Annotated in this window: 17 protein-coding genes; 6 read left to right on the forward strand and 11 right to left on the reverse strand. The window is 72.0% G+C overall.

Annotated elements, in window-relative coordinates; all coding sequences use genetic code 11:
• Positions 1 to 46: 46 nt before the first annotated feature.
• A complete protein-coding gene (locus ACZ6ZR_RS02450; protein WP_465638559.1) occupies positions 47 to 1,207 on the reverse strand; it encodes a site-2 protease family protein in 1,161 nt (386 codons plus the stop codon).
• A 286-nt stretch (positions 1,208 to 1,493) separates the two neighbouring features.
• Between ACZ6ZR_RS02450 and ACZ6ZR_RS02455 the strand changes: the two genes are divergently transcribed.
• Together ACZ6ZR_RS02455 and ACZ6ZR_RS02460 are read left to right on the forward strand one after the other, a co-directional pair.
• Complete coding sequence (locus ACZ6ZR_RS02455; RefSeq protein ID WP_465638561.1) at positions 1,494 to 2,450, forward strand: RecB family exonuclease; 957 nt, start codon at positions 1,494 to 1,496, stop codon at positions 2,448 to 2,450.
• Entirely contained in the window at positions 2,447 to 3,118 is a 672-nt protein-coding gene (locus ACZ6ZR_RS02460; protein WP_396295431.1) for a response regulator, read from the forward strand. The genes ACZ6ZR_RS02455 and ACZ6ZR_RS02460 overlap by 4 nt, the downstream gene beginning before the upstream one ends.
• A gap of 121 nt (positions 3,119 to 3,239) precedes the next feature.
• Here ACZ6ZR_RS02460 and ACZ6ZR_RS02465 read toward each other — a convergent pair whose 3' ends face one another.
• The 3 genes from ACZ6ZR_RS02465 to metH all read right to left on the reverse strand — a co-directional run bounded on the left by ACZ6ZR_RS02465 (position 3,240) and on the right by metH (position 9,594).
• A complete protein-coding gene (locus ACZ6ZR_RS02465) occupies positions 3,240 to 4,841 on the reverse strand; it encodes an ABC transporter substrate-binding protein (RefSeq protein WP_465638563.1) in 1,602 nt (533 codons plus the stop codon).
• Positions 4,842 to 5,126: 285 nt separating this feature from the next.
• Complete coding sequence (locus ACZ6ZR_RS02470) at positions 5,127 to 5,831, reverse strand: HAD family hydrolase (RefSeq protein WP_465638564.1); 705 nt, start codon at positions 5,829 to 5,831, stop codon at positions 5,127 to 5,129.
• Between the two features lie 238 nt (positions 5,832 to 6,069).
• A complete protein-coding gene (metH, locus tag ACZ6ZR_RS02475; protein ID WP_465638566.1) occupies positions 6,070 to 9,594 on the reverse strand; it encodes a methionine synthase in 3,525 nt (1,174 codons plus the stop codon).
• Positions 9,595 to 9,735: 141 nt separating this feature from the next.
• On the opposite strand from metH, the gene ACZ6ZR_RS02480 reads away from it, so the two are divergent.
• From ACZ6ZR_RS02480 to ACZ6ZR_RS02490, 3 genes are all read left to right on the forward strand, one after another.
• Entirely contained in the window at positions 9,736 to 10,782 is a 1,047-nt protein-coding gene (locus ACZ6ZR_RS02480) for a glycoside hydrolase family 18 protein (protein WP_465638567.1), read from the forward strand.
• Positions 10,783 to 11,013: 231 nt separating this feature from the next.
• Positions 11,014 to 11,841, forward strand: a complete 828-nt coding sequence (locus ACZ6ZR_RS02485) for a serine/threonine protein kinase (RefSeq protein WP_465638569.1) — start codon at positions 11,014 to 11,016, stop codon at positions 11,839 to 11,841.
• A 15-nt stretch (positions 11,842 to 11,856) separates the two neighbouring features.
• Positions 11,857 to 13,428, forward strand: coding sequence for a serine/threonine-protein kinase (locus ACZ6ZR_RS02490; protein ID WP_465638570.1), 1,572 nt, complete (start codon positions 11,857 to 11,859; stop codon positions 13,426 to 13,428).
• 26 nt (positions 13,429 to 13,454) lie between these two features.
• On the opposite strand, the gene ACZ6ZR_RS02495 is transcribed toward ACZ6ZR_RS02490, so the two are convergent.
• The 3 genes from ACZ6ZR_RS02495 to ACZ6ZR_RS02505 form a co-directional block, all read right to left on the reverse strand.
• Entirely contained in the window at positions 13,455 to 13,835 is a 381-nt protein-coding gene (locus ACZ6ZR_RS02495; RefSeq protein WP_465638572.1) for a hypothetical protein, read from the reverse strand.
• A gap of 207 nt (positions 13,836 to 14,042) precedes the next feature.
• Entirely contained in the window at positions 14,043 to 14,729 is a 687-nt protein-coding gene (locus tag ACZ6ZR_RS02500) for a TetR/AcrR family transcriptional regulator (protein WP_465638574.1), read from the reverse strand.
• Positions 14,726 to 15,088, reverse strand: coding sequence for a DUF1304 domain-containing protein (locus tag ACZ6ZR_RS02505; RefSeq protein ID WP_465638576.1), 363 nt, complete (start codon positions 15,086 to 15,088; stop codon positions 14,726 to 14,728). Before ACZ6ZR_RS02505 ends, ACZ6ZR_RS02500 begins: the two co-directional genes overlap by 4 nt.
• Positions 15,089 to 15,265: 177 nt before the next feature.
• Between ACZ6ZR_RS02505 and ACZ6ZR_RS02510 the strand changes: the two genes are divergently transcribed.
• On the forward strand, positions 15,266 to 16,180 hold the full coding sequence (locus ACZ6ZR_RS02510) for a PAC2 family protein (protein WP_465638578.1): 915 nt from the start codon (positions 15,266 to 15,268) through the stop codon (positions 16,178 to 16,180).
• Between the two features lie 162 nt (positions 16,181 to 16,342).
• On the opposite strand, the gene mshC is transcribed toward ACZ6ZR_RS02510, so the two are convergent.
• From mshC to ACZ6ZR_RS02530, 4 genes are all read right to left on the reverse strand, one after another.
• Positions 16,343 to 17,572 (reverse strand): cysteine--1-D-myo-inosityl 2-amino-2-deoxy-alpha-D-glucopyranoside ligase, encoded by a 1,230-nt coding sequence (gene mshC / locus ACZ6ZR_RS02515; protein WP_465638580.1) that lies wholly within the window; start codon positions 17,570 to 17,572, stop codon positions 16,343 to 16,345.
• A 151-nt stretch (positions 17,573 to 17,723) separates the two neighbouring features.
• The gene (locus tag ACZ6ZR_RS02520; protein ID WP_465639186.1) at positions 17,724 to 18,521 is read right to left on the reverse strand and encodes an SCO1664 family protein; all 798 of its coding nucleotides are present in this window, start codon (positions 18,519 to 18,521) and stop codon (positions 17,724 to 17,726) included.
• A 155-nt stretch (positions 18,522 to 18,676) separates the two neighbouring features.
• A complete protein-coding gene (locus ACZ6ZR_RS02525) occupies positions 18,677 to 19,255 on the reverse strand; it encodes a DUF3090 domain-containing protein (protein ID WP_465638582.1) in 579 nt (192 codons plus the stop codon).
• A 262-nt stretch (positions 19,256 to 19,517) separates the two neighbouring features.
• Positions 19,518 to 20,246 (reverse strand): histidine phosphatase family protein, encoded by a 729-nt coding sequence (locus tag ACZ6ZR_RS02530; RefSeq protein WP_465638584.1) that lies wholly within the window; start codon positions 20,244 to 20,246, stop codon positions 19,518 to 19,520.
• Positions 20,247 to 20,262 lie beyond the last annotated feature (16 nt).

The raw sequence follows: 20,262 nt of genomic DNA on the forward strand, positions 1-20,262 counted from the left end.
TAAGGGACCCGGGGAGCGCCTCCGACCAGCGGGGCTGCGCCCCGGTTCACCGGCGGTTCATCGCGCCGCTGAGGTACCGCTCCAGGTCGGTCAGGGTGAGCACCCCGTAGACGGTGCCGTCCGGGCGGACCACCAGGTACTCGGTGGCGGGGGTGCTGCGGAGCGCGGTCAGCAGCTCCTCCCCCGAGAGCTCGGTGCCCAGCCGCAGGCCCGGTTCGAGGTCGCGGGCCAGCGCGCCGACCTGGACCCAGGGGCGGCGGTGCTCGGGGACGGCGTTCACCGCCGCCTCCTTGACCAGGCCGACCGGCTCGCCCCGGCCGTCCACCACCACCATCGCCCCGGCCTCGGCCTCCCTGGCCCGCCGGATCGCCTCGCCGAGCGGGGTGTCGGCGGTGACCTGGACCGCCCGGCGGGCCAGCCCGGCGGGCCGCAGGCCGGGCAGGGCCTGCTTGAGGCGGGCGTTGCGCAGGGCGCCGCCGGCGCCGTTCCAGATGATCACGGCCAGGACGGCGGCCAGCACGCTGTCGATCAGGCTGTCGGCGGTCGAACGCTCGACCCCGCCGCGGGCCCCGGCCAGCACCGGCAGCCCGACCAGCACCGCCAGGGCCAGCACCCGGCCGGCCCAGACCGCGGCCACCGTGCCGGTCATCGGACGGCCCGTCAGACCCCAGACCAGCGCCCGCAGGATGCGGCCGCCGTCCAGCGGGAGGCCGGGCAGCAGGTTGAAGGCGGCCACCACCAGGTTGCTGACGAACAGTCCGGCCAGCAGCACCCCGGGCACGCTGGCCGGCCGGACCGCCAGGAAGGCCAGGTAGAACAGGCCGCCCAGGACCAGCGAGAGCAGCGGGCCGACGAAGGCCAGCCAGAACTCCCGGGCCGGGGTGCGGGCCTCCTTCTCGATCTCCGAGACCCCGCCGAAGAACTGCAACTGGATCCGGCGCGGATTGAGCTTCTGCCGGAGCGCGACCACCGTGTGCGCCAGCTCGTGCACCAGGACGGAGGCGTAGAAGGCCACCGCGAAGGAGAAGGAGACCAGGTAGCGGGTGCCGCCCAGCTCCGGGAGCACCTCGGTGAGCTGACCGCCGAAGATCCAGGTGATCAGCCCGGCGATCACGAACCAGGAGGGGGTGACGTAGACCGGCACGCCGAACGGACGGCCCATCAGGATGCCGCCTGGCCGCTCCTGCTGACCCCTGCTCTCGCTCACCGCGGTCCCTTCGTCCTCGTCGCCCTGCCGTGCCCGCCGTCCGGGCTCCACCGCGCCACGCTACGTGATCTCCGGCCGGAACCGGCCGTGCCGTCGCGTGCGGTCGCGTGTGGTCGCGTCCCGTCGTGTGCGGCGCGGTTCGGCGCGTTCGGAGCCGTGCCGGTCCTGTACCCGGTCAACGCACGGAACGCCCCCGTCGTTGCAGAGCCGTGTCCTGACCGTCGCGGGAGCCGCCGTGACAGTGGGGTGACGGCGGGATGGCAGCCCGGGGCAATAGGGTCGGGGTATGCAGCACGAGACCGACAGCTCCACCGAGACGCCCGCCGCACCGGCCGCGCCCCGGCCGGCCCTGGCGCCGACCGGGCTCTCGCCCTCCCGGGCAGGGGACTTCATGACCTGCCCGCTGCTCTACCGGCTGCGGGTGATCGACAAGCTGCCGGAACCGCCCAGCTCGGCGGCCACCCGGGGCACGGTGGTGCACGCGGTGCTGGAGCGGCTGTTCGACAGCCCGGCGGCGGAGCGGACCGCGGAGCGGGCGCTCGGCCTGCTGCGGCCGCAGTGGGAGCGGCTGCTCGGTGAGCGGCCGGAGCTGGCCGGGCTCTTCCCGGAGGACCCGGACGGCGCGGCGCTGACCCGCTGGCTGGGCGACGCCGAGAAGCTGATCGACCGTTGGTTCCGGCTGGAGGACCCGACCCGGCTGCACCCGGTGGAGCGCGAGCTCTACGTGGAGACGGTGCTGGGTTCCGGCCTGCTGCTGCGCGGCTACATCGACCGGGTGGACGTGGCCCCGACCGGCGAGGTCCGGCTGGTGGACTACAAGACCGGCCGCGCGCCCTCGCGGGACTTCGAGGGCAAGGCGATGTTCCAGATGAAGTTCTACGCCCTGGTGGTCTGGCGGTGGAAGGGTGTGCTGCCCAAGCGCCTCCAGCTGGTCTACCTGGGCGGCGGGGGCGACGTGGTCACCTACGACCCGGACGAGGCCGACCTGATCGCGGTGGAGCGCAAGCTCACCGCGCTCTGGGAGACCATCAACCGGGCGGTGGCCACCGGGGACTTCCCGGCCACCCGGAACCGGCTCTGCGACTGGTGCGACCACAAGGCCAGCTGCCCGGAGTTCGGTGGCACTCCCCCGCCCTACCCGCTGCCGCTCCAGCGGCGGCCGAACGACGACGAGGGCCCCGGTCCGGACGTGCTTCCGGTCGCGGGGCGGACGAGCGAAGAGACGAGCAAGGAGTCCGAGTGACGATCCGAGTGCTGCTGGTCGACGACCAGCCGCTGCTGCGAACCGGTTTCCGGATGATCCTGGAGGCCGAGTCCGACCTGGTGGTGGTGGGTGAGGCCGGGGACGGACAGCAGGCGCTCGACCAGGTGCGCGCGCTCCAGCCGGACGTGGTGCTGATGGACATCCGGATGCCCCGGATGGACGGGGTCGAGGCCACCCGCCGGATCGCCGGCCCGGGACGGGACGGTCCGGCCAAGGTGCTGGTGCTGACCACCTTCGACCTGGACGAGTACGTGGTCGAGGCGCTCCGGGCCGGGGCCAGCGGCTTCCTGCTCAAGGACGTCCCGGCCGAGGAACTGGTGCAGGCGATCCGGGTGGTGGCCGACGGCGCGGCCATGCTGGCGCCCTCGATCACCCGGCGGCTGCTGGACATGTACGCCACCAAGCTGCCGTCGGGCGACGAGGCCCCGCCGCAGGCGCTCACCGCGCTGACGGAGCGTGAGCTGGAGGTGCTCAAGCTGGTCGCCCGCGGCCTCTCCAACGCGGAGATCGCCGGCGAGCTGTACGTCAGCGAGACCACCGTGAAGACCCACGTCGGCCACGTGCTGACCAAGCTCCAACTGCGGGACCGGGTACAGGCGGCGGTGTACGCCTACGAGAGCGGCCTGGTCCGGCCCGGTGCCCAGTAGGGTCTGGAACCCGCTCGACGGTACGACGAAGCCCGTCCGCTCCTCGTTCGGAGCGGACGGGCTTCGTCGTGTCTTGGTCGTGTCTCGGTCGTGTCTTCGTCGTGTCAGGGGTGACGGAACGTCACTTCTTGGTGCGGCCGATCTCCCAGAAGCGGAACACGCCGGTGGTGTCCACCGTGCTGTCCACGCCGGTGATGTCGGTGCGCGAGGCGTAGAAGGCCTTGTTCTGGAAGATCGGGAGCATCGGCACGGCCTCGGCGACCAGGTTCTGGACCTGGCCGTAGGCGCCGCCGGCGCTGCGGTCGGTCTGCTTGATGCTCTCCGGCAGCAGCTTCTGACTGATCTTCGGGTCGTCCCACCCGGTGTGGAAGGAGCCGCCGTCCACCAGCAGCGGGCCGACGAAGTTGTCCGCGTCCGCGTAGTCCGGGGTCCAGCCGACGGTGTAGGCCTGGTAGGTGCCGTCGATCCAGGCCTTCTGGAAGGCCGTCCAGTCCGCCTCCTGCTGGACGTTCACCTGGAACAGGCCGCTGGCCTCCAGCTGCTTCTTGATCTCCTTGGCCTCGGCGTCGCCGGCCCGGGAGCGGGACCAGGTGAGGTTGAACTTCACCGGGGTCTGCACCTTGGCGTTGGCGAGCAGCTTCTTGGCCTTGTTCACGTCCGGCTCGCCGTAGCGGTCGAAGAAGGCGGTGTTGTGGCCGGTGATGCCGGCCGGGACCACCGAGTAGAGCGGCTGCACGGTGCGCGCGTACACGTCGCGGGCCAGCACCTTGCGGTCCAGCAGCTGGGCGATCGCCTGGCGGACGGCCACGTTACCGGTGACGGCGTCCTTGGTGTTGAAGGCCATGAAGCGGGCCTCGGCGCTGTCGCCCTCGGCCACCTTGAGCTTGCCGGCGCCGGTCAGCTGCTCGTCCTTGAGCCTGGCCGAGGTGGCCGGGTCCAGGCTGTTGTCCGCCAGGTCGATGTCGCCGGACTCCAGGGCGCCCTTGAGCTGCTCGGCGTCGGTGAAGTAGCGGAGGGCGAACTTGTTGTTCTGGAGCTTGGCCTCGCCCCGGTAGTCGCCGTTGGCGGTCAGCGAGACCTTGGCCGGGCCGCCGCCCTCGCCGTTCTCGATCGAGTCGATCTTGTACGGGCCGGAGCCGACCAGCTTGTCGTTGGGCAGCAGCTTGTCGGCCGGGAAGACCTGGTGGTCGACGATCGAACCGGCCGCCGTGGCCAGCTTGGCCGGGAGCACCGCGTCCGGGGTGTTCAGCTGGAACTCCACCTCGAGGTCGCCCTTGGCGGTCACCTTGTCGATGGTGGCGAGCAGGCTGGACGGGCCGTTCTCGTCCGCGATCTTCTTCATCCGCTCGACCGAGAAGACCACGTCCTGGGCGGTCAGCGGGTGGCCGTTGGAGAACTTCAGGCCGCTCTGCAGGGTGCACTTGTAGGTGGTGGTGCCACCAGCGGCGAAGCCGCAGGTCTGCGCCGCGTCGGGCTGCGGGACGGAGGCGCCCGCCGGGAACTTCATCAGCGACTGGAAGGTGTTGTTGAGCACCAGCCAGGCCCCGTTGTCGTAGGCACCGGCCGGGTCGAGCACCTTGGTCACGTTGGTCGTCCCCATCGTGATGGCGCCCTTGCCGTCGTCGCCGCCGGTGACCACCTTCTTCGCCGAGGCGCAGCCCGCGGCCGAGGTGACGACCAGGGTGGCACACGCCAGTACAGCCAGACGGTTGGCAGAAGTCATGCGGGAACGTTCCTTCTCGGACGGACCGACGGTGAGCCGGTTGCTGCCGAAGCCGCTGCCCGGGTAGGGGCGCACGACGGTCGGGCGTGGGGTCACTGAACCCGATGAAGCGTGCCACATCGAACTTGTACGAATATCACCGGCAGTGATCGCCGGACGGCCCGTCCGGGCCGGAACCTTGACGTCTTGTCAGGCAATGCCCGATTCGTCCCGCGATCGCGGGTGCCGACCATCGCCCAGGGTGGGCAAAGTCACATCGGGACGACTCCGGTCTGGTACCTCCGGTCAGACCCGGGCGGCCACGACGGAGCGGAGGAGCTCCAGGTCCAGCTGCTCCAGCGAACCGATCACCGTCCGCCCCGGGGCGGGCTCGATCGCCGCCACCGACGGCACCGCGATCACCGGGCAGCCGGCCGCCTCGGCGGAACGGACCCCGGTCGGGGCGTCCTCCACCACCACGCAACGGGCCGGGTCGGCGCCCAGGCGGGCCGCGGCGGCCAGGTACGGGTCCGGGTGGGGCTTGGTGCGGGCCACCTCGTCCCCGGCCAGCGTGAACGCGAAGTGGTGGCGGCCCAGGCTCTCCAGCACGATGTCGATCACGTGCCGGTGCGAGGCCGAGACCAGGGCGGCCGGGATGCCGTGCGCGGCCAGGGTGTTGAGCAGCCGCTCGGCCCCGGGCATCAGCGGGACCCCGCCGGCCAGCAGGTCGACGAAGCGCTGGTTCACCAGCACGGTGAGCTCGGCCGGGGTGAGCGTCACCCCGGTGGTCGAGATCAGGTAGTCCAGCACGCGGCTCATCGGGCCGCCGACCACGTGCTCGCGGTCCGCCTCGTTCAGCTCGTGGCCGAGCTCGGCGAAGAGCGTAGCCTCCGCCTGCCACCAGAAGTGCTCGGTGTCGACCAGGGTGCCGTCCATGTCCAGCAGGACGGCCTGCGGGTCGAGCCCGTCGCCCCGGGCGGGCAGCTGGGTGGCGGTGGAGATCGTGGTCATGGTGGGCGTCCTTCCCGTCGGCGGGCGTCCCCGGAGATGACGCAGGCCGGTCCGCGGTGAGCGGACCGGCCCGTTCAGGGTGATCCAGGATACGCCCCGTGCGCTGGAACGACACGAACGGAACGCGGCTACCTCGTTACCTCGCGTTGAAGCGCTTGTCGTTCAGCGCGCTAGCGCGCGTTGCCCATCCCGTCGTTCACCGCGCTAGCGCGCGTTGCCCATCCCGTCGTTCACCGCGCTAGCGCGCGTTGAAGTACTTGGCTTCCGGGTGGTGGATCACGATCGCGTCGGTGGACTGCTCGGGGTGGAGCTGGAACTCCTCCGAGAGCACGACCCCGATCCGCTCCGGCTTCAGCAGGTCGGCGATCTTGGCCCGGTCCTCCAGCTCCGGGCAGGCCCCGTAGCCGAGCGAGAACCGCGCGCCGCGGTACTTGAGCTGGAACATGTCCTTGACGTCCTGCGGGTCCTCGTCGCCGAAGCCCAGCTCGAAGCGGACCCGGGCGTGCCAGAACTCGGCCAGGGCCTCGGCCAGTTGGACCGAGAGGCCGTGCAGCTCCAGGTAGTCCCGGTAGGCGTTGGCGGCGAAGAGCTCGTTGGCCGCCTCGGAGATCCGGTTCCCCATGGTGACCACCTGGAGGCCGAGCACGTCCTTCTCGCCGCTCTCCTCCGGACGGAAGAAGTCGGCCAGGCAGAGACGGCGGCCGCGGCGCTGCCGCGGGAAGGTGAAGCGGGTGCGCTCGGTACCGTCCGCGTTGTAGACCAGCAGGTCGTCGCCCTTGGAGGCGGCCGGGAAGTAGCCGTAGACCACGGCGGCCTCCAGCCAGCCCTCGGTCTGCAGGCGGTCCAGCCACATCCGCAGGCGCGGGCGGCCCTCGGTCTCCACCAGCTCCTCGTAGGACGGGCCCTCGCCGGCCCGGGCGGCCTTGAGACCCCACTGGCCCTTGAAGAGCGCGTCCTCGTCCAGCCAGGAGGAGTAGTCGGCGAACGGAACGCCCTTGACGATCCGGTCACCCCAGAACGGCGGGGTCGGGATCCGGTTGTCCACCGTCACGTCGGAGCGGATCTGACCGAGGTTCACCTCTTCCGGCTCCTCCACCTGGACCCGGGCGTGCCGGCGCTGGCGCAGCTCCGGCAGGGCCGCACCGGGGACGCCTCGCTTGACCGCGATCAGCGCGTCCATCAGGCGCAGGCCCTCGAAGGCGTCCCGGGCGTAGCGGACCTCGCCCTCGTAGATCTCGTGCAGGTCCTGCTCGACGTAGGCGCGGGTGAGCGCGGCGCCGCCGAGGATCACCGGGAACTGGGCGGCCAGCTGACGCTGGTTCAGCTCCTCCAGGTTCTCCTTCATGATCACGGTGGACTTCACCAGCAGGCCCGACATCCCGATCACGTCGGCGCGGTGCTCCTGGGCGGCGTCCAGGATCGCCGAGACCGGCTGCTTGATGCCCAGGTTGACCACGGTGTAACCGTTGTTGGACAGGATGATGTCGACCAGGTTCTTGCCGATGTCGTGGACGTCGCCCTTGACGGTGGCCAGCACGATGGTGCCCTTGCCCTCGTCGTCGGACTTCTCCATGTGCGGCTCCAGGTGGGCCACCGCGGTCTTCATCACCTCGGCGGACTGGAGCACGAAGGGCAGCTGCATCTGGCCCGAGCCGAACAGCTCGCCGACCACCTTCATGCCCGCGAGCAGGGTGGTGTTGACGATGTCGAGGGCCGAACGCTCCGTCAGGGCCTCGTCCAGGTCGGCTTCCAGGCCCTTGCGCTCGCCGTCGATGATCCGGCGCTGCAGCCGCTCGTCCAGCGGGAGGGCGGCCAGCTCCTCGGCCTTGGAGGCCGCGGTGGAGGCGGCGCTGACGCCCTCGAAGAGCTGCAGCAGCTTCTGCAGCGGGTCGTAGCCCTCGGCGCGGCGGTCGTAGATCAGGTCGAGCGCGACCTCGCGCCGGTCCTCCGGAATGCGGGCCATCGGCAGGATCTTGGAGGCGTGCACGATCGCCGAGTCCAGGCCAGCCTCGACGCACTCGTGGAGGAAGACCGAATTGATCACCTGGCGGGCGGCCGGGCTCAGGCCGAAGGAGATGTTGGAGAGGCCGAGGGTGGTCTGCACCGCCGGGTGACGGCGCTTCAGCTCGCGGATCGCCTCGATGGTCTCGATGCCGTCCCGGCGGGACTCCTCCTGGCCGGTGCCCAGGGTGAAGGCCAGGCAGTCGACCAGGATCGAGCCCTCGTCGACGCCGTACTCGGCGGTGAGCTGGCCGATCAGGCGCTCGGCGATGTCGACCTTCTTGTCGGCGGTGCGGGCCTGGCCCTCCTCGTCGATGGTGAGCGCGATCAGACCGGCGCCGTGCTCCCGGGCGAGCGAGGCGATCCGGCCGAACCGGGTCTCGGGGCCGTCGCCGTCCTCGTAGTTGACCGAGTTGAGCACCGCGCGGCCGCCGAGCGCCTCCAGGCCGGCGCGCAGCACCTGCGGCTCGGTGGAGTCCAGCACGATCGGCAGGGTGGAGGCGGTGGCGAGGCGGCCGGCAATCTCCTTCATGTCGGCCACGCCGTCCCGGCCGACGTAGTCGACGCAGAGGTCGAGCATGTGCGAGCCGTCCCGGATCTGCTCGCGGGCGATCTCGACGCAGGCCTGCCAGTCCTGGGCGAGCATCGCGTCGCGGAACTTCTTGGACCCGTTGGCGTTGGTGCGCTCGCCGATCGCCAGGTAGGAGATGTCCTGACGGAACGGCACCGGCTGGTAGAGCGAGGAGGCGGAGGGCTCGGGCTGCGGGTCACGGGCCACCACCGGACGGCCCTGGACCCGCTCGACCACGGCACGCAGGTGCTCGGGGGTGGTGCCGCAGCACCCGCCGACCAGCGAGAGGCCGTACTCGGTGGTGAAGCTGTCGTGCGCGTCGGCCAGCTCGACCGGGCTGAGCGGGTAGTGGGCACCGTCCTTGCCGAGCACCGGGAGGCCCGCGTTCGGCATGCAGGAGAGGCCGATCCTGGCGTTCTTCGCCAGGTAGCGCAGGTGCTCGCTCATCTCGGCCGGGCCGGTGGCGCAGTTCATTCCGATGTAGTCGATGCCGAGCGGCTCCAGCGCGGTGAGCGCGGCGCCGATCTCGGAGCCCAGCAGCATGGTGCCGGTGGTCTCGACGGTGACCTGGGCCAGGATCGGCAGGTCGAGGCCGGCGTCGGACAGCGCGGCCTTGCAGCCGAGGACGGCCGCCTTGGTCTGGAGCAGGTCCTGGCTGGTCTCGATTAGCAGCGCGTCGGCACCGCCGGCGATCAGCCCGGCCGCGTTCAGCTGGAAGCCGTCGCGGAGCGTCTCGTACGGAGCGTGGCCGAGGGTCGGCAGCTTGGTGCCGGGGCCGATCGAGCCGAGCACCCAACGGGTGCGGCCGTCCCGGGCGGTGAAGTCGTCCGCCGCCTCACGGGCGATCCTGGCACCGGCCTCGGAGAGCTCGAAGATCCGGTCCGAGATCTCGTACTCGCCGAGCGCGGAGTAGTTGGTGCCGAAGGTGTTGGTCTCGACGCAGTCGACACCGACCTCGAAGTAGGCGTCGTGGACCGAGCGCACGATGTCGGGGCGGGTCACGTTGAGGATCTCGTTACAGCCCTCGAGCTGCTGGAAGTCCTCGAGGCTCGGCTCCTGAGCCTGGAGCATGGTGCCCATCGCACCGTCGGCCACCACCACTCGGGTGGCGAGGGCATCGCGCAGTTCGTTCGCGCGGTCCTGCTCCTTCGCGCGGTCCTGCGGGGTGGAAAAGGGGACGGTGGTGGCCATGGGGCTACTCCCTGGGTGCGACGGCTGTCGGCTATGCGACCCGTCCGTGTACGGGAGGCACGCGGTCAGGGTAGCCGGACCGCGGCCCAGGTCGGGAACCCGTTCCGCATCCTGAGCGTCTGCCTTCCACGAGGAGGACAGGTGATCAAGAAATTCCGGCGGATCTGTTCAGGTTCGACCCGGCCCCGGAGGGCCGCGTACTGCGCCCTGCTGGCGCTGTTGCTGGGCTCGGTCCTGACGCTGTTTCCGCTCGCGACGGCAGCCGCCGCACTGCGGCTGGCGTACTCCGGCGAACCCTCGTCGCAGGCCCTGACCAGGGGCCGGGACGCCGTCTGGCTCGGGCACGCCTGGGTGGACGGGCGCAAGGGGGAGGACGACGTCACCGAGTTGACGCGGCTGCTCGCCGGGACCGGGGTGCGGGACCTGTACGTGCACACCGGCCCGCTGGAGCACGACGGCTCGCTCCCGGCCGACCGGTACCCGAGGGCGCGTCAGTTCGTCGAGGAGGTGCACCGCTTGCTGCCCCGGCTGCGCGTCCAGTCCTGGCTGGGCGATGTCGTGCGGCCGGAGAAGGAGGGGCTCGACCTGGCCGATCCGGCGGTGCGCGGGCGGATCGCCGGGGCGGCCGGGCAGGTGCTGGACCTCGGCTTCGACGGAGTGCACTACGACCTGGAACCGGTGCGCTCCGGCTCGGGCGGCTTCCTGGACCTGCTGGACCGGACCCGGGCACTGACCACCGCGCGGGGCCTTCCGCTCTCCGTGGCCTCCCCGCAGATCGACCCGCTGCCGGGGCTGCACCGGCTGAGCACCGCCGCCTTCGATCACGGCAAGTGGTGGTCCCAGGCGTACTTCGCCGAAGTCGCCGGCCGGGTGGACCAGATCGCGGTGATGTCCTACGACACCGCGATGCCGGTGGAGTCGCTGTACGGCGGCTACGTGGCGCAGCAGACGGAGCTCGCGCTGGAGGTGACACCACCTCAGGTGGACCTGCTGATGGGGCTGCCCGCCTACTGGGACGACAGCTTCGGCCACCGGGGCTCGGCGGAGACGGTGGCCGCCGCCGTGCGGGGCGCCCGGCTGGCGCTGGACCGAAAGGCACCGGAGCGACAGGCCTTCGGGCTGGCGCTGTACGTGGACTTCACCGCCACTCCGGAGCACTGGGCGGCGTACCGGTCCGGGTGGTGCTGAGGGCGCCACAGGTGGTGCTGAGGGTGCCAGGGGTACTGCTGAGGGCGCCGGGGCGGAGGCGGAACGCGCCGGGAGGGGGCTGAGCGCGCCGGAAGGTGGGACGGCGTGCGCGGAGCCCGGCCGGTGTGCTGACGCCGGGTCAACCAGACCCACCCGAACGGATGGTGACCACGTGACAGCGGAGCGTCTAGCATGATTCGCGCACGACCGTCGGCCCGGGGAGGAGTCCCGATGGACACGGTGATTGTCCAACTGCCCGGCCGTCCGGGGGCTGCCGCCTCGGAGCGGCCCCCGGTGCTCCGGATGGGGCCGGGCGAGCAGGCGGCCTTCGGCCGCGGTGCGCCGGACTGCCCGGTCGCGATCGAGCTGGCCGACCAGGGCGTCTCCCGGCGGGCCGGGGAGATCATCGCGGCGGAGGACTACTGGCGGCTCTCCAACTTCAGCCCCACCGCGACGTACGTGGTGGAGAACATGGAAGGGGCCGGCGAGCACCTGAAGGTCGCTCCGGGTCGGCTGGGCGCGCCCGTGCCGTTCGAGTTCGCCCGGGTGGTGCTGCCCTCCGTCGGCGGCTCCACCGAGTTCAAGGTCTTCGCCCCTCAGCACGCCTACCTGGACGGACCGCCGGACCACCAGGGCGGCGAACACACCGTCAGCCCCTTCGCCCTCGACCCGACGGCGAAGTACTTCCTGGTGCTGCTGGCCCTCTGCGAGCCGCGTCTGCGGGACCCCTCGGCCGCCGCCGTGCCAGGGGTCGGCGACGTGCTGGCCCGGCTGCGCGCCCTCCCGGCCGGACGCGGGCTGACCCGGTCCGCCGTCAATTACCACATCGACTACCTGGCGGAGACCAAGCTGCGGCTGCGCGACTGCGAGGACGGTGGGCGGACCGGCCGCAAGCGGGAGGAACTGGTGTCGCTCGCGCTCCGCTTCGACCTGGTGCGCGAGGAGCACCTCGTGCTGCTCAACCCGACGGTGGGCAGACCTCGGGCGGCGGCTCCCGGCCTGACCACCCCAGCCGCCGTGTCCGCCGCTCCCACCCCGTCCACCGTCCGGCACGGCTGAGCAGGCGGAGTGCCGATGCCGACCGAGCCCGGCCAACTCGAGGTGCCGACGGGCTACCTGGTGGCCGGCTGCCGGATCGGGCCGCTCATCGGGACCGGGGCCTGGGGCCGGGTGTACGCCGGCAGGTGCGAGGCGGACGGCACTCCCGTCGCGGTGAAGTTCCTCCCCCCGGGGCGGCTGACTCCGGGGCAGCGGCGGACGATGGCGGAACTGACCCGGCGTGAGGTCCGCTTCAGCCGACGGGCCGACCACCCCCACCTGATCCGCACTCTGGCCGTCGCCACCGTCCGGGACCCGGCCTGCCCGGCACTGGACGGGGCCGTCGCCCTGGTGATGGAGCGGGCCGAGCTGAGCCTCCAGCAGCTGCTCCAGGAGGCCGTACCCGGACGCCCCCTCCCCGAGGCCGGGCAGATGCTCGGCCAACTCGCCGCCGGGATGGCCCACATGCACGGCCGGGGCTGGGTGCACGGCGACCTCAAGCCGGGCAACGTCCTGCTGATGCCCGACGGTGCGATCCGGCTCGCCGACTTCGGCCTGACCACCCAGCTGGAAGGGACCCACGCCTACGCGCCACCGCTGGGCTCGCTGGACCACGTGCCACCGGAGTGGTGGTCCCAACGCTCCGGGCCGCGCGGCGTCCAGCTCCGGCCCAGTGCGGATGTCTGGGCCTTCGGCGTCCTGGCGCACCAAGTGCTCACCGGTGGACTGCACCCCTTCCTCGGTGCGACCGCACGGGCCCGGACCCTGACCGCCCAGACCTACGCCCGGGGCAGCGCGCCGCTGCGGCTCGACGAGCGGCTGCCCGACGGCTGGCAGGCACTGATCGCCGACTGTCTGACGGCCGATCAGGCACTGCGCCCGACCGCCGCACGGCTGGTGACACGGCTGCGACTGCTGCATTCTCCCCCTCCTCCCCGACGGTGGCGCCGGATCGGCCTTACGGTGGCCACGGCCCTGCTCATGGCCGTGGCGACCATCCAGTGGGCCGGCCTGCCGGGCCGACCTCCTGCTCCCGCTCCCCCACACCCGACCTCGCCGCCGACCGCCGGTACGGTCTCGGGCTGGACGACGGGACCCTCCCCCGCCGGAGCGGCCGGCTCCGGCCCCGCCGACCCGGCTGCCCGGGCCGGTGCCCTTCCTCCCGATGCCGACGTGCCCGCCGCCCTGCGCGAGCCCATCGACCGGGCGGCCCGGCGCTGCCCGGAGCCGGAGATCACACCCGCGCTGATCGCCGCCATGCTCAAGGCGGAGAGCGGCTTCGATCCGCAGGCTTCCCGGCCCCGGACCGAGGAGTACGGGATCGCGATGTGGACCCCGTCGGTCTTCAACGCCTGGGCCCAGGACGGTGACGGTGACGGCCGGAAGGACTACATGTCGGCTCCGGACGCGATCATCACCATGGGCAACTACGTCTGCTGGCTGGACCAGCAGCTGAAGCGGCGCGGAGTCCGCGGTGACCTGCCCGCCCTGGTCACCGCGGGCTACCGCACCAGCGACAAGACCGTGGCCGACACCGGGGGCGTCCCCGAACGGGTGCGCCCTCACGTCGACCTCGTCCTGCGCTACCTCGCCCAGTACGGAGGCTGACGTGCCGTCAGCCCACCGGCCGGCCGTCAGCAGTAGGGCAGACCGGGGACGGGCTCGTCGTTGGCGCCGCCGGAGAGGTAGATGACGTTGACCCAGACGCCCTTGTTGCCGCTGTCGTCGTCGGTCTTGGCGTACCACTTGTTGTAGTACTGCCCGTCCGACATCCGGGTGCCGACGGCCTGGCAGTAGAAGTAGTTCGTCCCGGCGTTCAGGGTGCCGGCGCGGACGTTGTTCTCCCAGTACGTCGGGGCGGTCTTCCAGACGTTGCAGTTGTACTTGCCGCCGCCGATGCCGTAGCAGCCGCTCGCGGCCTCGGCACTGACGGTCGTCGCCCCGAGGGTGGCGGCACCGAGCGCCAGCGCCGCACCGGCCATGACCAGCCTGCGCACTCCGAGTGCACCGAACATAGGTGTTCTCCTAGCTCTGCTCTGCTTTCTCTCGGCTCGGGATCTCCCGTGCCGAGATCAGAGAATCACCAGGACGAATCCACTGGTACCTGACATTTGTCAGGGTCACAAGCGCGGCGAACAGCCTCATGATGGACCGTCAGAAGGGCTCGGAGGCTGGTACGCCGTCCTCCGCCCTTCAGACCGGATCGCCGGATCGCCGGTTCGTCAGGCCGGATCGACCGGTCCGCTCGGATCAGTCGGACCTATCGGATCGAGGGGGGTGCGATGGAGCGCCATCAGCAGACGCCAGCAGTGGGCGGCCAGCTGGGCCGGGGTGCCCGGGAGTTCGCCGTGCAGCCAGTCGGCGAGCAGCCCGGTGAAGGTCGCGGCGACGGCGGTGGCGACCAGGGCGGCGTGCGGGGCGCCGGCCAGTTCGCGCTCCCGGCGACTGTAGGCACGCAGTTCACGGTGCATCAGCTCGCCGAGCGGTCCTCCACCGCCGGGGGTGAGCAGGGTGCGGTAGAGCGGGCCGTGCCCGGCCAGTGCGGTCAGGAAGTCCGCCAGGGGCGGCGGCGGGGAGGCCGGGTCGGGCACGCCGCGCCAGGCGTGCAGTGCCTCCACGCCGTCCCGGACGACATCGGCGCAGGCGTCCACCGCCAGCGACGGGAGGTCGGGGTAGTGCAGGTAGAAGGTGGCCCGCCCGACCCCGGCCCGCCGCGTCAGGGCCGCCACCCCCAGCTCCTCCAGCGGACGCTCGGCGCACTCGGCGAGCAGGGCGGCCCGGAGCTTGGCCCGGGTCCGCTCGGCCCGGGGGTCGGGTCGGGCGTCCGGCCGGGGGTCCGTCCGGGAATCGGGCCGGCCGGCGGGCTCGCCGGCGAGCCCGCCACCGTGGTGCGGACGGGGGCCGGTCATCCCGCGACCAGCACGGCGGCCAGCGCGAGCGCACCGGGCAGCGCCTGGGCGAACAGGATGCGGCGGTTGGCGGTGGCGGCACCGTACAGCCCGGCAACCACCACGCAGCTGAGGAAGAAGACCTGCACCCGGAAGCCGGTCGGATCCGACGCCACCAGACCCCAGACCAGACCGGCGGAGAGGAAGCCGTTGTACAGCCCCTGATTGGCCGCGAGCGGGGCGGTGGCCTTGGCCATCGCGGCATCGAAACCCGACAGGCCACGACCCGGCGCCCGCTCCCAGAGGAACATCTCCAGCACCAGGATCCACGCGTGCAACACGGCCACCAGACCGACAAGGACGTTCGCGAGGAGGTTCACGGCAAGCTCCCTTTCATGGACGACTGTCCAGTAATCATAGACACATGTCTGGGAGTGTCCAAAACCGACTGGGTTCCCAGGGGTTCTCCGGGATAGGCTCGACCGCTCCTGGCCCACGCTTCAAAGCTCGTAGGCTGGGCAGGTAGGGACCATGGAACGTCCGGAGGGAGACGCTGGGTGATCGAGCTGGAAGATGTTCCCGAGTTGATCGACCCGGTGATGGTCTGCGCCTTCGAAGGCTGGAACGACGCAGGTGACGCGGCCTCGGCGGCCGTGGGGCACCTGGACTCGACCTGGGGCGGCAAGGTCTTCGCGGCGCTGGACGCCGAGGACTACTACGACTTCCAGGTCAACCGACCGACCGTCTGGCTGGACGGCGGAGTCCGCCGGATCACCTGGCCGACCACCCGGCTCTCGGTGGTCCGGGTGACCGAGCCGCGCCCGCGCGACCTCGTGCTGGTCCGTGGCATCGAGCCCAGCATGCGCTGGCGCTCGTACTGCAACGAACTGCTCGGCTTCGCCCACGAGTTGGGCGTCGAGCTGGTGGTGATCCTGGGCGCCCTGCTGGGCGACGCCCCGCACAGCCGGCCGGTACCGGTGAGCGGGGTCACCTCGGACGCCGCGCTGGCCCGCTCGCTCGACCTGGAGGAGAGCCGTTACGAGGGGCCGACCGGCATCGTCGGTGTACTCCAGGAGGCCTGCGCCCACGCCGGTGTGCCGGCCGTGACGCTCTGGGCCGCCGTGCCGCACTACGTGGCGCAGCCACCGAACCCGAAGGCCACCCTGGCCCTGATCAACAAGCTGGAGGACCTGCTCGACCTCCGCATCCCGCCGGGCGAGCTCACCGAGGACTCCCGCGCCTGGCAGCTCGGGGTGGACCAGCTGGCCGCCGAGGACAGCGAGGTGGCCGAGTACGTCCAGCAGTTGGAGGAGGCGCAGGACACCGCCGAGCTGCCGGAGGCGTCGGGAGACGCCATCGCCCGCGAGTTCGAGCGGTACCTCCGCCGCCGGGACAACCTCGGCCCGACCGGGGAGAAGCCCGTCTCCGGCCACGCCACCGAGCCGAAGAACCCCCCGGACGAGGACCAGTGAGGGCCGCCGGCAGCCCGCCGGCGCCCCGTAGCTGAGGCACCCCGTAAAACCGAGGTGCCCGCAGCTGACGGAGCAGAGCTGACGAAACGACAGGGTCCGCACCGCAACGAGAACCTCGAAGCGATACGGACCCTGTCCCGTCCGGTCCCTGGGGCGCGATGCCTAGAGGGCCACGCCCAGCAGCGCGTCCACCGTCCGGGAGACCAGGCCCGGAGCGCCGATCTCGGTGCCACCGGTCTCGGCCTGCCGTTCGGCCCAGCGGTCCACCGCGGCCAGCGCCGCCGGAGCGTTCAGGTCGTCGGCGAGCGCGGCACGGACCTCGGCCAGCAGCTCTTCGGCCGACGGACCGTCAGGCCGGGAGACCGCGGCACGCCAGCGGGCGAGCCGCTCCTGCGCCCGGTCGAGGTCGTCCTGGGTCCACTCCCAGTCGCTGCGGTAGTGGTGGGCGAGCAGGGCGAGCCGGATCGCGGCCGGGTCGACGCCCTCGCGGCGCAGGGCCGAGACGAAGACCAGGTTCCCGCGCGACTTGGACATCTTGTGCCCGTCGAGTCCGACCATCCCGGCGTGCACGTAGGCCCGGGCGTACGGGTGCGCACCGATGGCGACCTGGGCGTGGGAGGCGCCCATCTCGTGGTGCGGGAACGAGAGGTCGCTGCCACCACCCTGGATGTCGAAGCCCATGTCCAGGTACTCGAGCGCGATGGCCACGCACTCGATGTGCCAGCCGGGGCGGCCGTGGCCGAGCTCGGTGTCCCAGGCGGGCTCGTTCGGGCGGGCCGAGAGCCAGAGCAGGGCGTCCAGCGGGTTCTTCTTGCCCGGACGCTCCGGGTCGCCGCCACGCTCGGCGAAGACCGGGAGCATCGCCTCCCGGTCGAGGCCGGAGACCTCGCCGAAGTGCGGGTCGGACTCGACCGAGAAGTAGATGTCGCCATCCAATTCGTAGGCCGCGCCCGAGGCGAGCAGCTTCTTCACCAACGGGACAATCCACGGGATCGACTCCACGGCGCCGATGTAGTGGGCCGGGGGCAGCATCCGCAGCGCCGTCATGTCCTCGCGGAACAGGGCGGTCTCACGCTCGGCCAGCACCGTCCAGTCCTGGCCGGTGGCCACGGCCCGCTCCAGCAGCGGGTCGTCCACATCGGTCACGTTCTGCACGTAGAGGACGTCGTGGCCGGCGTCCTTCCAGACCCGCTGCACCAAGTCGAAGGTGTTGTAGGTGGCGGCGTGGCCGAGGTGGGTGGCGTCGTAGGGAGTGATGCCGCAGACGTACAGCCGGGCGGTCGGTCCCTGCGGGACCACCTCGCGGACGCTGTTCGTGGCGGTGTCGTGGATGTGGAGGGGAAGCCCCTGACCAGGCAGGGCGGGAACCTCGGAGGCGGGCCAGGAATGCATGGCTCGACTCTAACCTCGCGATCATTTGAAAGGCTAACCAGTACGCGAGATCGGCCGGATTGCGTTCGCTACCAGGGGCCGAGGCCGTCGCACCGGTCCGGGCCCCGGTCCGGCCCCGGCCCGGGGCACCGCCCGCACCACGCCTCCGGTCTCAGACCGGCGGCCAGGGGATCGACGGCCAGTCAGGGGACGGTTCCGGGTGACGTCCGCCACTGAGCAGGGCCGCGACCCGGGCCTTGGTGGCGTCCAGTTCGACGGGGGTGATCAGCGGCCGCAGGCTCTCGCCGAGCGGACCGGCCAAGCCATCGGCCAACCGGCCGAGCACCTCTGACGCCTCGTCCGGCAGCGGCTCGCCGGCCCAGCCCCAGAGCAGCGTCCGCAGCTTGGCCGGTTCGGCGAAGGTCACTCCGTGGTCGATGCCGTAGAGGCGGCCGTCGGGGGCGGCGATCCAGTGCCCGCCCTTCCGGTCGGAGTTGTTCAGCACCGCGTCGAGCACCGCCAGGCGGCGCAGTCGCTCGTCGTCCCGGTGCACCAGCAGGGCGGTCCGCCCGCCGCCCACGTCGGCGCGGACGATCGGGAGCCAGCCGGGCTCGGGGCCGGCCGGGTCCTGAAGGTCGATCAGTTCCTCGACCTCGTCGTCCGGTTCGATCCAGAGCTGCACCATGCCGGGCCCGGCCTGGCCGTCCCGGAGCACCGTGGGCGGCACGAGCCCCCAGCCCGTGGCGGCCGAGACCAGGAAGGAGGCCACCTCACGCCCGGCCAGCGTGCCGTCGGGGAAGTCCCAGAGCGGCCGCTCCCCCGAGACCGGCTTGTAGGCGCACGGCACGGTCAGGCCGTCAAGGCTGACGGTGCAGTAGAGCACCGCGTTGGAGGCGCTGGTGACCCGGCCGTGCACCTCCAGTTCGCCCGAGCGGAGCAGTTCGAGCGCCGTCTCCGGGTCGGCGGCCAGCGCGGCGCTGACGGACGGGTCCGCCACCGGCACCTCGATCTGCTCCGGCTCGTCCGCCGGCTCCACCGAACCCTCCGCCTCCGCCACCTCAGCCGCCGTCTCAGCCCCCGTCTCGGCCCCCGTCCGCGGTCCAGCCCCGCCCGTGCCCTCCACGGTCAGCGCCGGTACCCGTTCGCCCGGGGACACAGGTGGCCCTCGGGGTCGAGCGGCAGGTTGCAGAACGGGCAGGGCTTGCGTCCGGCCGCGACCAGGTCGAGCGCACGCTTGGCGAAGACCCGGGCCATCGCACCGCTGAGCCGGACCCGGAGCATGTCGGGGCCGTTCTCGTCGTCCTCGGTGTCGTAGTACTCGGCCTCGTCCTCGGTGGCGTCCTCCTCGGCCTCGACCACCGCCTGGGCCTCGACCACCAGGCACTCCTCGGCGCTGTCCCAGGCCAGTGCCATGGTGCCGACCCGGAACTCCTGCTCCAGCGGGAGGTCCAGCGGCGCGCTGTCGATCAGCTCGGCCGGCGCGGTGGGCGGGATGTCCGCGTCGCCCCCGCTGCGCCGGATGGCCTCGTCGAGCACCTGCTCGACCCGCTCCGCCAGCGCGGCCACCTGGGCCTTCTCCAGCAGCACGGAGGTGATCCGGCCGCGTGCGCTGGCCTGGAGGAAGAAGGCCCGGGACCCGGGCTGACCGACGGTGCCCGCGACGAACCGCTCGGGCTGGTCATAGAAGTGGACCTGACGGGGCACGTGCTCGCTCCGGGTTCTGGGATCAGGCGCCGTGGCGCCGTGGCGTTCTGGGACGTGGCGGGTGTCGCTGGTATCGCGGGTGGATCGCGGGTGGATCGCGGTGTGGATCGTGCTCTCACCGGCCACCCTACGGCCTGCGCAGCCCAGTTGGGGCAGGCCGGGTACCGCTGCGTCAGATGGAGGGACGTGCGCCGTCACGTCGACGGCGCGCCCGCCCCGGAGCTCCCTGCGCGGGCACCCTGCACCCCTCGCGGCGCGACGCTCAGCGCACTCCGGTGTCCCCGCCGACCACGGCGTCCCCCTGCGCCCCACCCTCGTCTCCGGCCGCGCCCTCAGCCCCGCCCTCAGCCGGGCGACGCGGAGCCAGCGAGGCCAGGCTCCCGGTGTCCCCGACCCGCAGCACGAACGGCCGCTGCGGGGTGTACCGGATCGCCGTGACCGAGCAGGGCTCGACCGAGATCCGCTGGAAGTGGTCCAGGTGCAGCCCGAGCGCGTCGGCCACCACCGCCTTGATCACGTCCCCGTGCGAGCAGGCGACCCAGACCGCGTCCGGCCCGTGCTCGGCCTCGATCTTCTCGTTCCACTCCCGCACGGCGTCCACCGTCCGGTGGCTCAGGTCGCGCAGCGACTCGCCGCCGGGGAAGGCCGCCGCCGCCGCGTGGTCCTGGACGGTCCGCCAAAGCGGCTCCTTCGCCAGCTCGGCCAGCGGCCGGCCGGTCCAGTCCCCGTAGTGGCACTCGCCGAGCCGCTCGTCCACGGTGGCCGGGCCGAGCTCGGGGCGGAGGTCGAGCAGCGGGGCGAGGGTCTCGGCGCAGCGTTCCAGCGGGCTGGAGACGGCCTTGACCAGCTGGATCCCCTCCAGCCGCCCGGCCAGCTCGGCGGCCTGGGCCCGCCCGGTCTCGTCGAGGTGCACATCGGGGGTCCAACCGGCGAGCACCCCCGCCGTGTTGGCGGTGGAACGGCCGTGGCGGACGAGCAGCAGGGTCGGCATGGCGTCAGCGTACGGC

It is taken from the genome of Kitasatospora sp. NPDC088742 (genome assembly GCF_055584905.1).

What these genes read in the sequence shown, in the direction of transcription:
- ACZ6ZR_RS02455 (WP_465638561.1), top strand. Translation starts at nt 1,494, where the DNA reads ATGCAGCACGAGACCGACAGCTCCACCGAGACGCCCGCCGCACCGGCC.
- ACZ6ZR_RS02465 (WP_465638563.1), bottom strand. Translation starts at nt 4,841, where the DNA reads ATGACTTCTGCCAACCGTCTGGCTGTACTGGCGTGTGCCACCCTGGTC.
- ACZ6ZR_RS02470 (WP_465638564.1), bottom strand. Translation starts at nt 5,831, where the DNA reads ATGACCACGATCTCCACCGCCACCCAGCTGCCCGCCCGGGGCGACGGG.
- metH (WP_465638566.1), bottom strand. Translation starts at nt 9,594, where the DNA reads ATGGCCACCACCGTCCCCTTTTCCACCCCGCAGGACCGCGCGAAGGAG.
- ACZ6ZR_RS02485 (WP_465638569.1), top strand. Translation starts at nt 11,014, where the DNA reads ATGGACACGGTGATTGTCCAACTGCCCGGCCGTCCGGGGGCTGCCGCC.
- ACZ6ZR_RS02490 (WP_465638570.1), top strand. Translation starts at nt 11,857, where the DNA reads ATGCCGACCGAGCCCGGCCAACTCGAGGTGCCGACGGGCTACCTGGTG.
- ACZ6ZR_RS02495 (WP_465638572.1), bottom strand. Translation starts at nt 13,835, where the DNA reads ATGTTCGGTGCACTCGGAGTGCGCAGGCTGGTCATGGCCGGTGCGGCG.
- ACZ6ZR_RS02500 (WP_465638574.1), bottom strand. Translation starts at nt 14,729, where the DNA reads ATGACCGGCCCCCGTCCGCACCACGGTGGCGGGCTCGCCGGCGAGCCC.
- mshC (WP_465638580.1), bottom strand. Translation starts at nt 17,572, where the DNA reads ATGCATTCCTGGCCCGCCTCCGAGGTTCCCGCCCTGCCTGGTCAGGGG.
- ACZ6ZR_RS02530 (WP_465638584.1), bottom strand. Translation starts at nt 20,246, where the DNA reads ATGCCGACCCTGCTGCTCGTCCGCCACGGCCGTTCCACCGCCAACACG.